The 13527-nt window shown below is 67.5% G+C and carries 13 protein-coding genes; 5 read left to right on the top strand and 8 right to left on the bottom strand.

Translation table 11 applies throughout. The features are described from left to right. The 6 genes from EB084_08990 to EB084_08965 form a co-directional block, all read right to left on the bottom strand. On the bottom strand, nucleotides 1–1485 hold a 1485-nt coding region (locus tag EB084_08990), incomplete at its 3' end, for a hypothetical protein (protein ID NDD28383.1). 11 nt (nucleotides 1486–1496) lie between these two features. Beyond that, nucleotides 1497–3662: a hypothetical protein gene (locus EB084_08985; protein ID NDD28382.1), complete on the bottom strand. Its 2166-nt coding sequence runs from the start codon at nucleotides 3660–3662 to the stop codon at nucleotides 1497–1499. Nucleotides 3663–3667: 5 nt separating this feature from the next. Beyond that, nucleotides 3668–4828 carry a UDP-N-acetylglucosamine 2-epimerase (hydrolyzing) gene (gene neuC, locus EB084_08980; protein ID NDD28381.1) on the bottom strand — a complete coding sequence of 387 codons (1161 nt, stop codon included), beginning with the start codon at nucleotides 4826–4828 and terminating at the stop codon, nucleotides 3668–3670. After that, entirely contained in the window at nucleotides 4825–5925 is a 1101-nt protein-coding gene (locus EB084_08975) for an aminotransferase class I/II-fold pyridoxal phosphate-dependent enzyme (GenBank protein NDD28380.1), read from the bottom strand. The genes neuC and EB084_08975 overlap by 4 nt, the downstream gene beginning before the upstream one ends. Beyond that, nucleotides 5918–6916, bottom strand: coding sequence for an SDR family NAD(P)-dependent oxidoreductase (locus tag EB084_08970; protein ID NDD28379.1), 999 nt, complete (start codon nucleotides 6914–6916; stop codon nucleotides 5918–5920). The genes EB084_08975 and EB084_08970 overlap by 8 nt, the downstream gene beginning before the upstream one ends. Nucleotides 6917–7066: 150 nt before the next feature. Then, nucleotides 7067–8158: a glycosyltransferase family 1 protein gene (locus EB084_08965; protein NDD28378.1), complete on the bottom strand. Its 1092-nt coding sequence runs from the start codon at nucleotides 8156–8158 to the stop codon at nucleotides 7067–7069. A gap of 538 nt (nucleotides 8159–8696) precedes the next feature. On the opposite strand from EB084_08965, the gene EB084_08960 reads away from it, so the two are divergent. The 3 genes from EB084_08960 to EB084_08950 all read left to right on the top strand — a co-directional run bounded on the left by EB084_08960 (nucleotide 8697) and on the right by EB084_08950 (nucleotide 11111). Further along, complete coding sequence (locus EB084_08960) at nucleotides 8697–9860, top strand: radical SAM protein (GenBank protein NDD28377.1); 1164 nt, start codon at nucleotides 8697–8699, stop codon at nucleotides 9858–9860. A gap of 71 nt (nucleotides 9861–9931) precedes the next feature. Further along, nucleotides 9932–10537 carry a polyisoprenoid-binding protein gene (locus EB084_08955; GenBank protein ID NDD28376.1) on the top strand — a complete coding sequence of 202 codons (606 nt, stop codon included), beginning with the start codon at nucleotides 9932–9934 and terminating at the stop codon, nucleotides 10535–10537. A gap of 106 nt (nucleotides 10538–10643) precedes the next feature. Continuing rightward, complete coding sequence (locus EB084_08950; GenBank protein ID NDD28375.1) at nucleotides 10644–11111, top strand: TlpA family protein disulfide reductase; 468 nt, start codon at nucleotides 10644–10646, stop codon at nucleotides 11109–11111. 10 nt (nucleotides 11112–11121) lie between these two features. Here EB084_08950 and EB084_08945 read toward each other — a convergent pair whose 3' ends face one another. Continuing rightward, nucleotides 11122–11745: a prepilin-type N-terminal cleavage/methylation domain-containing protein gene (locus EB084_08945; protein ID NDD28374.1), complete on the bottom strand. Its 624-nt coding sequence runs from the start codon at nucleotides 11743–11745 to the stop codon at nucleotides 11122–11124. Between the two features lie 141 nt (nucleotides 11746–11886). Next, nucleotides 11887–12084, bottom strand: coding sequence for a hypothetical protein (locus tag EB084_08940; protein ID NDD28373.1), 198 nt, complete (start codon nucleotides 12082–12084; stop codon nucleotides 11887–11889). On the opposite strand from EB084_08940, the gene EB084_08935 reads away from it, so the two are divergent. Together EB084_08935 and EB084_08930 are read left to right on the top strand one after the other, a co-directional pair. Next, on the top strand, nucleotides 12083–13111 hold the full coding sequence (locus EB084_08935) for a hypothetical protein (protein ID NDD28372.1): 1029 nt from the start codon (nucleotides 12083–12085) through the stop codon (nucleotides 13109–13111). The two genes, EB084_08940 and EB084_08935, sit on opposite strands and share 2 nt — an antisense overlap. Then, nucleotides 13108–13527 (top strand): threonylcarbamoyl-AMP synthase (locus EB084_08930; protein ID NDD28371.1); only part of this gene is annotated, 420 nt, incomplete at its 3' end. The genes EB084_08935 and EB084_08930, both read left to right, overlap by 4 nt.

Genomic DNA, 13527 nt, shown 5'->3' with positions numbered 1-13527 from the left:
CGAGCCCAGTCCCGTTCCGAAGTCGGGGTAGCTGGTGATCTGCTCCTGCGAATTCCCGATCTGCTGCCCCACGAAGACCACCCCCCCCTGGGTTCGGTTTCCGGTGGACAAGATGGCCCTGGAAGGCGGCGAGCTGGGGAGCAAGGCGGCAGGCCCTTGCACGGCAAACGTGGAGGGGTCGAGGCTCACCGTGCTGATGCCATCGGCAGATGTGGCATACAGCCGCTGGCCGTCGCTCGACACGGCAAGCCCCGCCGTGGGGGTGTTGGTCGAGGCGTTGTGCGTGCCGATCTGCACCCGGCCGCTCGCCGATCTGCTCAGAAAGCTGGTGGCGTCAACGTCGTAGCTCGAGGCGAGGTTCGACACGTCACTCGGGCCAGGCGATCCCAACACGTCGCCCGCCATGTAGACGACCTTGCCGCTCGGATGGGCGCACATGGCCGTGGGAGTCCCCACGTTGGAGAACCGGGTGGTGAGCGGTGTCAGCGGTGCGGTTCCCACGGGGAAGAAGATGGTGGCGCTCATGGCATCGGTGGTGGGCTGCAGGTTGTCTGCAGAGAAGGCGTAGAGGCTGAAGCCGCTGGGCTGGCTCTGATTGACACCGACCGCCGCTGCCAGGTACTGCGGTGGGGTCAAGGGCACGCTCTGGCTGAACGCAACGCTCCCAATGGCACCATTCTGGGAGATCGAATAAGCGCCAACACTGGCATCGTCAACAAGGTAGAGACTGTGCGCCCCGCCATCCATGGCGAGGGTGGGGCTGTGCACCGATGCAGCACTGCGGGTCACGCTGCTGATGGGGGGGGCCGCCACCGCTCCTCCGACAACGTTGAAGGCCACGACGACAATTGTGTTCGAAATCGTCTGGGAGAGCCCCGCGACGTATATCACATCGAGCGCTGGACTGTACACCACCGACGTCGGCACAAACGTGAGCGGAACCGAGCTCACAAACGTGAGTCCGCCCGTCAACGAGTCGTAGGCGTAGGTTGCGATGTCTTGCGAGCTCTTGGCCGTGACATACAAGAAGGGGGGACCCGCGGGTCGGAGGGGAGGTGTCGGCGTCGGTGTCGGCGTCGGCGTCGGCGTGGGGAAGATGGTGAGCGTCACCACCACTGCCGCCGTGACCCCCCGAACGACAGACGCGGGAGACTCGCCGCTCTCGATGGCGACCTTGTTCGCGTCGAGACCCACCACCCGCACGATGACATCGCCCACCGGCACGTCGTTGAACGTGACCGATGACACCGTCGACGCCACGGTCTGCGCGGGCACCAGGTCATCTGCCCCCAACGCGTCGAGGATGTGCACCTCGAAGAAAGCGGTCTTCGGGGTGAGCGGAGCCAGGTCAGCAGCAACCACCGAGCCGGCGCCACCCGAGGCCGCCTGCCCTCCGCCAGAACCGCCGCACGAACTGAGCGCGGCCGCCATGAGCAGCAGACACAGCGCTCGCTTGAACCGTGTGCTCCACAGACGAACGGGCATATCGACTCTCCTCATCCTGCTTGTTCCCCCTTCACCGTGCCAGCCATATCAACCTTCGAGGCGGCCGCCAGCCCGTACAGCAGGGCCACCACGATCACCAGGGCACGCATGCCGATGACGAACCCCAGCAGCTCGAGCACGCCACCGAAGACCGACCCCACGAGATTCGAGCGCAAGGCGTCGGCGGGCGCCTCAGACGTGGCGAACGCGCGCGCGAACACAAGCCCCGCGAAGAACAGGGGCAAGGCGTACAGCCCGAGCAGCAGCGCCACCGACCCGGGGTTCGAGGCGTCGAACCCGCGATGCAGCGGCAAGAGCTGCAGGGACACGGCACAGAACAGCCCGACCCACACCCATCGAGGCGACGGCTTGAAGCGCTCGACCACGAAGTTGGCCGCGAGAATCATGATCAAGATGGCCGACACCACGGCCGCGTTGGGCAGCCAGGTGGCCCCCAGAACCAGAGCCACGCGGCTGATCGAGTGCACCTCGAGCAGCATGAACGCGGCGCCGAGAAAGAAGAATCGACCGCTCACGGCCCTTCTGCCGCGCGGCAGCAGAAGGAATGCCAGCCCCGCGCTCACCGCCAGGATGGAGACCATCACCAGGGCCTGCAGCGACGGGATTGCACGCTTCGGCAAGAACCAGAAAGGCCAGTCGTCGGTCACCTCAGGCGCATCGAGATCCGGCTGCCAGTGCGCCTCGCGCGATTTCACCCAGGCGCTCAGCACCGGGTCGCTGGCCGCGGCTCTGTCGAGGCGACCCGATCTGTCGAGAACATAGGCGTTCTGCTGCCCGGGGAAGAGCAGCTGCAGCGAGTTGGCAAACGATCGCGGAAGCTGGCCCGTGGCGTCGAGCAGCGCTTTCACCGTGCGTCGACCGATCGCCTCGGTGGCGCCGAAGTTCACCACCATCACGCCGTCCGGCGCGAGCAGGCCATAGGCCTGCGAGAACGCCTCGCGGGTGTAGATATAGCTGTCCATGCGAATGTTCGACAGGTTCGACATCGAATTGTAATCGGTGTTGTCGAGCTGGGCGAACACCACCAGGTCATATGTCTCACGAGTGGCTGCAAGGAAGCGACGAGCGTCGGTGATGTGCACCGCAACCCGCGGATCGTCGTAGGGGTGCTCCGGGTGAAAGCGGCGCCCGAGGGCTGCGATGCACGGATCGATCTCGACAGCGTCAACGTGCTCGGCGCCGTGGCGGAGGGCGGCGGCGGTATCGTTGCCTCCACCGGCACCGATGACCAGAACCCGTCGCGCGGCGGTGTGCACGTGATAGGGAAAGTTGTACCACTCGATCTTGCCGGGCCACGTGAGCCACGGGTGGCGAGCCATCTCGGCCTTCGACAGGTCGAGCATCCACATCATGGCCGTGTCGCTCACCTCGAGCATGTGCATGACCGCGGCCGCGGGGTCGCCCATCGGCCCCGTGAGCTGCCACGTGCGCGGCGCGTCTCCCGGGTGCGCCTCGACCTTCCAGACCTGGATCTTCTGATATGGCGACCACTGCTGCACCTGCAGGGCGGGGTTCTCGGGAACGCATCGGGGCGCCCCGACCATGATCGCGATGCAGGTGACGGCAAACGCCAGCGAGTCGAGGCGTCGAGGCAGCATGATGAGCATCGGCACGAACGCGCACACGAACCACACCCAGGGCGCCGCACCTGCCACCGAGAGGGCGGTGAAGGCGACGATGCCCCCCAGGCTGGCCGCCACGTTCACGCTGTAGTCGCGCAGCGGCGCGCGCGATTCACTGAACAGCTCACCCAGGCTCTCTCCGAGCGGGATGAACATGAACACGATGAGGGTGAACACGGCCACCAGGGCGAGCAGCCCAGCCACCACGACGCCAAGGCTCTCGGCCGGCGTCCACGAGTAGAGATCAGTGAACAAGATGTACTTCGACAGGTTCTTCAGCGAGAGCGCCCCCAGCAGAGACGGTGGCAGGGCAAGCACGCTGAGCGTGGCCATGCCCGCGAACGTCACCTGTGGGCTGACGGTGCGACGCCCTGTTCCGAGGCCGATGCCAAGACCCGCAAAGCAGGCGATGAGCCCCAGGTTCTTGAGGTGGGCGAAGATGCGCACCTCGGTCGAGATCCAGCGGATGAGCAGCATCTCGACGAAGAGCGAGAGAGCGCTCACCACGACGAGACGCGCAAGGCGCGAGCGCACGTTCGCTATCGCCCCAGATCGTGAAAGGTCTTGCGCAGCGCCAGCACGTCGGTGCGCTCGAGAGCCTCGCGAATCTTCTCGGCGGCGTGCCCGTCGCCATAGGGGGTGACCTGCTGAACCGCGCGCGCACGCATCTCGGAGGTCAAGGCGCGGGTGATGGCGGCGGCGATGTCGGCCGTGCGCGGAGGGCACTCGATGACGCTGTCGGCCTTCACCCGACCGCGCTGACGGTCACCGATGTCGACCGTGGGCACGCCCAGCGACGGGGCTTCGAGAATTCCGCTCGATGAGTTCCCCACCACGGCATCGACCTGACGCATGAGCGAGAGATAGCGCAGAACCCCGAGCGACGCGAACGACCGGGCGCGATCGGCGTGACGGCGCACGAAGCCTTCGACCATGTCGCGCACGATGCGGCCCTCCGGATCGGCGTTGGCCCCCGTGAACACGAAGCGCGCTCCCGGAATCGATTCGAGGGCGTCGAGCAGCGCGCGGCACTGCAGGGGGGCCTGCTCCGGCTCGAGGGTGACGGGGTGAAAGGTCACGAGCAGGGTGGGGCGCGAGAGCGTCAGATCGATCTCGCGCTCGACATCGGCGCGCTCGAGCAAGGGGAGCTTGCAGATGTTGTCGACCCCGAGCGCACCCACGTTGAAGACCCGGTCAGGGGATTCACCCAGCTGGATCACGCGCTGACGGTAGACCTCGGTGGAGGTGAAGTGCAGGTGGCTCAGCTTGGTGATGGCGTGGCGGAACGCATCGTCGAACGCCCCTTCAGTGAGCTCGCCACCGTGGATGTGACCGATGCGACGACGGCACACCGACGCCGCGCTCAAGGCGGCGAAGAGCTCGTAGCGATCGCCCAGCCCCAGTACGATGTGCGGGTCGAGTCGCCCGAACACCTCAGCAAACGAGATGAGCGCCAGCCCCATCGACTTGCACACCGCCACGTCGGAGTCGGAGCTGAGCAGCATCTCGACCCGCTCGTCGACGCGATGGCCGTCGCCCTCGATCTCACAGACCGTGGCCCCGTGCTCGGCCGACAGATGGGCGCCTGTTGCCACCAGCTGCAGCTCGAGCGAGGGAGAGGCCACGATCTCGGCCAGCAGCGGGCGCAGCAGGCCGTACTCGGCGCGGGTGCCGGTGACGACGCAGATGCGACGCTTCATAGCAGCGCGCGAAGACTTAGACAGACGAGATGCACATCGTCGATGGTGTTCAGGGTCGAGCTGGGCAGGCACAGCCCCCGCTCATACAGGCGCCGCGCCACCGGATGCTCGGCCGTGACATACGGCGCATAGGGTGGGAAGTCGGTGATGGGCACGAACATGCGCCGGGTCTGGATGCCCTGCTCGAGAAGCCGCTTCTGCAACGCCGGGATGTCGACGCCGTCGCGCTCGAAGACGACGGCGTTGAGCCACCACGCGCTGCGCGCGCCGGGCGCCTCGCGCTGGAGGCGCAGCCCCGGCACGCTGCCCAGCGCCTCTTCGTAGACCGCGCGAAAGGCCCGCTTCTGCTCGAGGAAGGTGTCGAGCCGCTCCATCTGCGCCAGGCCCAGCGCCGCCTCGAGGTTGGTCATGCGGTAGTTCATGCCCACCTCGGGGTGATAGTAGCCGCGGCTCTCGTCCCGGGCCTGGTTCACCACGAAGCGGATGTGGGTGAGGCGGTCGATGTCTCGCCCCACCACCATGCCGCCCCCACCGGTGGTGATGGTCTTGTTGCCGTTGAAGCTGAGGCAACCGAGGTCGCCGATGGCGGCGGTGGAGACCCCTTCAACGGTTGCGCCGAGGCTCTCGGTGGCGTCTTCGATCACGGGCACGCCGTGCTTTCGGGCCACGGCCATGAGCGCGCTCATGTCGGCCGGGTTTCCCAGCAGGTGAACCGGCACGATGGCCTTGGTCTTCGCGGTGATGGCCCGTTCCACGGCCGCCACGTCGAGGTTCCACGTATCCGGATCGGCATCGACGAAGACAGGCGTGGCCCGCAGGTACATGACGGGGTTTGCGGTGGCGACGAAGGTGAGGGTCGGCACGATGACCTCGTCCCCCTCCCCCACCCCGAGTTCCATCAGCGCCACGTGAAGCGCGGCGGTGCCGCTCTGTGTGGCCGAGGCGCCCGGTGCGCCGAGCCACGCGGCCACGGTCTGCTCGAACTTCGGCACGAACGGGCCGATGGTCGAGACGAATCCGCTGTCGATGGCCTGGCAGAGGTAGTCTTTCTCGAGCGCCCCCACGTTCGGCGCATCGAGCCAGATGGTTCTAGACATTGTACGCCAGGGGCTTGTACAGCCGCATGTTCTCGCCCTCCCTGAACCACCGGATGGTCTCGGCCAGCCCCTGCGAGAGGTCGTGCCGGGGGCGCCAGTCGGTGAGACGACGCAGCTTCGCGCTGTCGCCCAGCAGACGCTCGACCTCGCTCTTCTCCGGGCGCAGCCGGTTCTCGTCGAGCACGATGCGGGCCCGACCGTCGATCTGATCGATGAGGTTCTGGGCCAGCTCTCCCACACTGATCTCGACGCCCGTGGCGATGTTGATGTCCTGCCCCACCGCTTCGTCGCAGCGGGCGATGGCCACAAAGCCATCGGCGGTGTCGCGCACGAAGTTGAAGTCACGGGTGGGCGCGGTGTCGCCCAGGCGGATCTCGCGCTCGCCCGCCAGCAGCTGGGTGATGATGGTGGGAATGACCGCACGGGCCGACTGTCGCGGTCCGAAGGTGTTGAACGGTCGCACGATGACCACGGGGAGATCGAAGGCGCGATAGAACGACTCAGCCAGGCAGTCGGCCCCGATCTTGGTGGCCGAGTACGGTGACTGGGGCTGACGCGGATGCGTCTCAGAGATGGGCACGGTGAGCGCGGTGCCGTAGACCTCCGAGGTCGAGGTGACGAGCACCCGCTCGACCCCGAGGTCGCGAGCCGCCTGCACGATGTTGAGGGTGCCCCGCACATTCGTGTCGACGTAGCTGTCGGGCGAGTGATAGCTGTAGGGGATGGCGATGAGCGCCGCCAGGTGGAAGACCACGCTCACCCCTCGCATGGCCGACCGCACGCCATTGGGATCGCGCACGTCGCCCGCGAACACGTCAAGGGCGTCGCGGGTCTGGGGAGAGAGCGACTCGAGCCACCCCCAGCGACCCGCCGAGTTGTAGTGCACGAAGGCGCGCACGTCGCACCCCTCTTCGAGCAGGCGCTCCACGAGATGGCTGCCGATGAAGCCGCCGGCGCCGGTCACCAGAACCTTTTTGCCACGTAGTTCCATGAAGTCTCCGATGGAGGAGCGACGCCGAAGGCGGGGTCGCCCCTGAGGTGGCCGGGACTGTCACGCGCAGCGCTGCGTGCGCGGGAGATGGTCACGGCTGTGAAGAGGAGGTATTACGAGATGGGGGGCACAGTCCCTCTGTGCTCTTTGTCAACGCGCGTTCTCGCCGCGGGCGCGGGCCTCGATCACGGCCTCGTAGAGCGCGATGACCCGCCCCGCCATCACGTCTTCAGAGAAGTGTTCGCGCACGTGCGCCTCGGCCGCGCGCCCCATGGCTTCGGCACGCGCGGGATCGTCGAGCAGGGCGCTCACCGCCTGGGCGAGACCGGCCGTGTCGAGCGGCTCTACCAGAACCGACGTGACCCCGTTCACCGAAGCCTCGGGGATGCCCCCCACGGCAAACGCCACGAGAGGCCGTCCGCACGCCTGCGCCTCAAGCGCCACCAGGGGAAACGCGTCCTGGCGCGACGCCATCACCACCAGGTCTGCCGCGGCGTAGACCGGGCGAGGATCGCTCAGACGCCCCAGGAAGACGACGCGGTCGGTCATGGCGTGGGCCTCTGCCATGCCACGCAGCTGCGCCTCCATGGGGCCGTCGCCGGCGATGGCCACCGTGACCCGCGGCACGCGCGCCATCGCCTCGAGCAGGAGATCCGGTCCCTTCAGATCCCACAGGCCGCTCACCACGCCCACGACAGGGGCCTCCAGCGGCAGGCCGAGGGCGCGACGCGCCGCTTCCTGACCGGAAGGGGCGAAGCGCGACACGTCGATGCCGTTGGGAATGACCACGGCGCGGTCGGGGGGGACGCCATACTCGAGCGCCTGCGCCCGCAGCGCGTTCGAGACGCAGATGACGCGATCGGTGTGGCGCTGCAGAACCCGACGGCTGAGGCCGCTCAGCGACGGTTCGAGGAAGCTGTGCAGGGTGCGCACCATCGGAACGCCGCGCAGGCGCGCCGCCGTGCCCACGAGGAGGTGATCGCGGCCCGCGTGCGCGTGCGCCACGGAGTGATGGCGCAGCAGGAGGCCCGCCTTGAGAACCGTGAGCGCGTCGATCTCGTTCGCGAAGGGGGCGTGCCGCCGATCGATCTCGGCGGCGGCGCCATCGAGCCAGGAATCGCGTCGGCAGAGCAGCGTGATGGCACAGCCGTGACGTGCGAGAACCCGGGCGAGGGCCACGGTGTGCACCTCGCCCCCGCCAAACCCTCGATTCTCGTTGCACAGCAGAACGGGAGCACCCATGGGTCTCCCCTTCCCCAGCGGGCGGCCCGACTCCTCGACCCCCCCGAACCGCTCGGCGCGGGCTGTTAACAACACCGCAATGTTCGTCGGCGACAGACGTGCTATGATGCCTGCAACAGGGGGCCCGGAGATACCGGGCGGCCACTCGGTGCAAAGGAGGCGATGGACATGACCGGCGCAATCGGCTCAGTCCTCATGGGTCTGGTTCTCGAGCTCAGCGGTCCCAGCACGGGCATCAGCTATCTGTCTGGCGATACCGTCAACCGCTGAGGCGGCGACCGCGCGCGTGCGGTGCTTGATCGGCTTCCCGGAGACCCGCTTTCAGGGCACGAAGGCTTTCTGACGCAAACCGCGAATTGAAGGCGCCAAAATCGTCCGTCGGCCTGCTCGTGGTTCACTTACCCGAGCGGGTCGGGCCACGGCGAAGGAGCGCGTCACGTCCAGTCTGCCCCGGTTCCTGGTCCGCAAGGAGCACTTCGGCGCCCTCGTCTATGATCGCGAGCGTGGTGACTACATTCCGTTCGACGCTGACGCCGCCATGCTGTTCGAAGGCGCGCGGAACCAGCCCATCGATGCGCTGTATCCGCAGATCGCGGAGCGGCTGACCCGTCAGTCGTTCGACACCTTCGTCCAGCTGTGCCGCTCCATCGAGCTCATCGACAGCGAGGGCCGTCTCGCAGGCGACATGGTCGCCCCCCGCCCCCTTCAAGGCATGCTCTCCGCCCCGCTGCGGGTGCATCTGCAGGTCACCAACCAGTGCCTGATGCGTTGCAAGCACTGCTCGCAAGACACCCGTGACGCGCTGCCGAACGAGCTCACCCTCGCCGAGATCCAGAAGCTGCTCGACGAGATGGCCGACATCGGCACGAGCCAGGTCGTGCTCGGCGGTGGCGAGCCCTTCCTGCGCCCCGATCTGCTCCAGATCGTTCGCCACGCGCGCGCGCGTGGCATCAGCGTCTCCATCAGCACCACGGCCACCAGCGTGAACCGCGTGCTCGCCAAGAAGATGGCCGAGGTCGGGCTGAAGTCGGTGCGGGTGAGCTTCGACGGCGCGGCCGAGAAGTCGTACGACTACTACCGAGGGGTCAAGGGCGCCTACCGCAAGGCCATGCGCGGCGTCAAGACCTTGCGCGAGCTCTTCCCGAAGACCCACATCGCCCTGCACACCACCCTCATGCGCCCGAACATCTCCGAGGTGCTCGCCCTTGCGCGGCTGGTGCAGAAGCTGGGCCTCAACACCTGGAGCCTCGACTTCCTCAAGCCCGTGGGGTATGGGGCCGAGCAGCCCGGCCTGTGGCTCTCGAGCGAAGAGGGGGCCGACCTGTACCGCAAGCTCGGCAAGATGGTGGAGACCCTCGAGGTGCCCCTGAAGATGGCGCACTTCCCCTACAAAGGGCCAGGGGTCACCAGCACGGCCTTCGGCTATCGCTGCCAGGGCGCCAACCTGTTCACGTTCATCAGCGCGAACGGGAGCGTCGCCCCATGCTCGTTCACATGCCGGCAGTTCCCCGCCGGCAACATCCGACGCAAGGGCCTGCACGAGATCTGGAGCGAGTCAGAGCTCTTCCGCCGCTTCCGTCAGGGCGTCGCTGGCCCCCAGGCGTGCGGCTTCTGCATGAAATCGGCCTGCGCCACCACACCCGACGTGAAGCACGAGGCCCAGGCCTTCGTCATGCCCACGGCCACCTCCGCCGTCGAATAGGCCGACGGCGCGCACACCCTTCCCCTGACGGCCCTGGCCGTCTCAGAAACACCCCGAAGGAGAACCCCCTCATGCGCAGCCCCCATCGCATCGTTCGGTGCGTCATCATCCTCGCCGTCGCACTGGCGTGCGTGTCTCCCCTGCGCGCAGGCGAGAGCTGGCAGCTCGACTCGGCCCACACCAACGTGACGTTCTCCGTGGCCCACATGGGGGTCTCGCGGGTGTCCGGCTCGTTCCGCGATACCTCGGGCAGCGGTTCGTTCGACGGCAAGACCGTGGGCTCAGCACAGGTCGAGGCCATCATCCAGACCGCCAGCGTCGACACCCGCAACGAGAAGCGCGACGGCCATCTCAAGGGCGCCGACTTCCTCGACGTGCAGAAGTTCCCCACCATCACCTTCAAGTCGAAGCGCTTCCGCCAGACCTCGGGGCGCAAGTTCCAGCTCACGGGCGACCTCACGCTTCACGGCGTGACGAAGACCGTCGTGCTGGGCGGTGAGTTCTCCGAGGTCATCAAGGATCCGTTCGGCAAGACCCGTGTGGGCGCCACCGCCAGCACCACCATCAACCGCAAGGACTTCGGCCTGGGCTGGAACAAGATCATGGAGAGCGGCGGGCTGCTGGTGGGCGAAGACGTGCTCATCACCATCGAGGTCGAGTTCGTCAAAGGCAGCTGAGCCCACCCGCTCCTGCGTCTCAAAACGCCCACCGCGCCTGGCGCCTCTCTCCCAAGGACGGGTATGAGGTGACGGGCGCGGCTTTCTTCTGAAGGAGACAAAGCCCATGCCCCCCGCTGTGACCTTCGCAGACCTGCGCGAGCTCGAAGCCCACATCGACGCCCAGCAGGGGCGTGTGCTGGTGGCGCATCACTTCGCGACCTGGTGCACCGGCTGCGTCGACGAGATGCCCCTGCTCGTGAAGCTGCACGCCGCGCTGGTGAACGACCCCGACGTGGCGTTCGTGGGCGTCTCGTGGGAGATGTTCATGGACGACAGCCCGCGTGAGGCGGTCGCCCGCACCGTGGGCGACTACGCAGCCGCCAGCGCCATCGATTTCCCGGTCATCGTGTACACCGGCGCGCCCGACGCCCTCATACAGGGCCTGGGCATCACGAGCGGCACCATTCCACACACCGCCGTGTACGGGCGAGATGGCGCCATCGCGCTGCGCGTCTCAGCGCCCCTCGAGAGCGAGGCCGATATCGTGAGCCTGCGCCAGGCTATCGAGGGTGCGAAGGCCCGCGGGCGCTGAACGCGATCTGTCAGGGGGTGTCGACGAAGATGCGGCCGTTGGTGTAGAGCTTGACCGTGTAGGTCGTGGGCGTGCCCACGGTGCAGGTCCAGCGGTAGAACTGGCCGCGGTTCGTGGAGTTCGTCGACCCGGCGTCAGCAGTCTGGAGTATGCTGGCGGTGGTGGTGAGGCCCGCCGAGGTGGCGCCGTTCGTGAGGGTGGTGGAGGTGTCGCCCGAGGCGACGGGCCACCCCTTCGGCCCCAGGATGACGCGCGTCGATGCCCCGTTCGATATCTGCACCCTCGGGAAGTCGGCCAGGAAATCGACCCGCTTGATCACGGTCCAGGTGTTGGATGCGTACGAGTAGTTGCCCAGACTCGTCTCCGGAACGAGGGAGATGGTGTATCCCGTGGAGGTGGAATCGATCACCACCAGGCTCTCGGCCTTCAGGGCCTGCGCGGCCGCACGGCGCACGTCACCGAACAGGCGCTGCGCGGCCTGGTTGCACTGCTGCTGCGAGGTCAGGCGGTTGAGGTTCGGCAGGATGAGCATGAACGCAATCATCAAGACTGCCACCGAGACCAGCAGCTCGATGAGGGTGAAGCCCCCACGACGAGGTGAGAGACGTCTGTCGGCGTTGCTGAGCGTGCGCATTCTGATGGGTTGTAGCAGACGGTCGGCAAAATGTAAAGATTGAAGCCCCCCATCACGGGCAGGCCCCATGATTTTGTGCCGGGCGCTTGCAGAACCGAAAAAAGTGTAACGTTTCGGAAACCCGCGCTCCCCTTGCGTCTGCTATTCTCGCGCCATGCCTGACATCGCTTCGATGACCTCCTCCCCCCAGGTGTCGCGTACACCCTCGCGCTCACCGCTTGCAGCGCCTTGCGCCCGAGCTGACGCCGACTCACCCACGCGCGGCGACCACTTCACGCCAGCGGGCGCCCCTGCCCCCCAGAGGCCCGCGTCGGTCGCGCTGACGGGTCTGCGCGCCATGGCCAGCCGCCTCAAGGGAATGGCGGCTCGGCTCGGGTACGTGCTGGCGGCCGCCGCCGTGGGCGCCCCTTGGTTCGGCTGCGTCGCGGCGGCGCAGACGTCGTGCAGAAGCGGTGACGGCTGGACCTGGACCTGCCGCGGAAACGCCGCCGACGCAAACGTGACGCCGCGCCCGGGGCTCCTGCTCGCAGGGGGCGGTGAAGACGTCGACGCCGCCTTCCGCTGGCTGGCCGAGCACGCGAGCGGCGGTGACGTGGTGGTGCTGCGCGCGAGCGGAGGCGACGCCTACAACGAGTACATCGACGGCCTGGGAAAGGTCGACTCGGTGGAGACCCTGGTCATCACGCGCCCCCGCGCCGCCCGCGACCCGTTCGTGGTCGACCGGGTCCGCAAGGCAGACGCCATCTTCGTGGCGGGCGGCGATCAGTGGGACTACGTGCGCATGTGGAAGGATACGCCTCTGGGCGACGCAATCCAGGCGCGTGTCGATGCGGGTGTGCCCGTCGGGGGTACGAGCGCGGGACTGGCCATCCTCGGCGAGCACGTGTTCACCGCGGCGCACGACACGGTCGATTCGAAGACCGCCCTGGCAGATCCGCACGACCGCCACGTCACCCTCGAGCACCACTTCTTGCGCCTCCCCTACATGAAAGACGTGATCACCGACACCCACTTCATGGCGCGCGATCGCATGGGCCGCCTGCTGACCTTCATGAGCCGCACCATGGAGGACGGCGCCTCGCGCGTGCGCGGCATCGCCGTGGAAGAAGGGGCCGCCGTTCTCGTGGAAGGAGACGGCGCGGCGCGGGTGGTGGGCACTGGGCCCGCCTGGTTCCTGCAGGCGCGCCCCCAGCCGCGCGACGATTTCAAGGCCGCCCCGCTCGAGGTTCACGACGTCGCTGTCGAGCGTGTGGCCACCGGGGGAACCTTCGACCTGACCACCTGGAGCGGGACGACGCCGACCTATCGTCTCGATGTGGATGCGGGGAGACTGCGATCATCCCGACCGGATGGGGGCGTGTACTGAACGTCGTGGACATCGACGCCACTCTCATCGAACGTGCGGCCGAGGTGCTGCGCAAGGGCGGTCTGGTGGCCTTTCCCACCGAGACCGTGTACGGGCTCGGCGCAGACGCGTCGAATCCCGAGGCCGTCGCCCGCATCTTCAGCGCCAAGGGGCGGCCCGCCGACCACCCGCTCATCGTGCACGTCGCCGACGCCACGGCCCTCGACCGCTGGGCGGTGGGCATTCCACTCGAGGCGCGGGTGCTCGCGCGGGCCTTCTGGCCAGGCCCGCTCACCCTTGTTCTCGAGAAGGCCCCGGGCGTGCCCGACATCACCACGGGCGGACGCTCCACGGTTGGGCTGCGCGCGCCGGATCAGCCCAACCGTGGAGCGTCCGCCCGTGGTGATGTCGGGCACGCCCGGGGCCTTCTCGAGAAC

Source organism: Pseudomonadota bacterium (genome assembly GCA_010028905.1).
Classification (GTDB): Bacteria; Vulcanimicrobiota; Xenobia; order RGZZ01; family RGZZ01; genus RGZZ01.
This window is presented reverse-complemented; position numbering and strand designations above follow the sequence as displayed.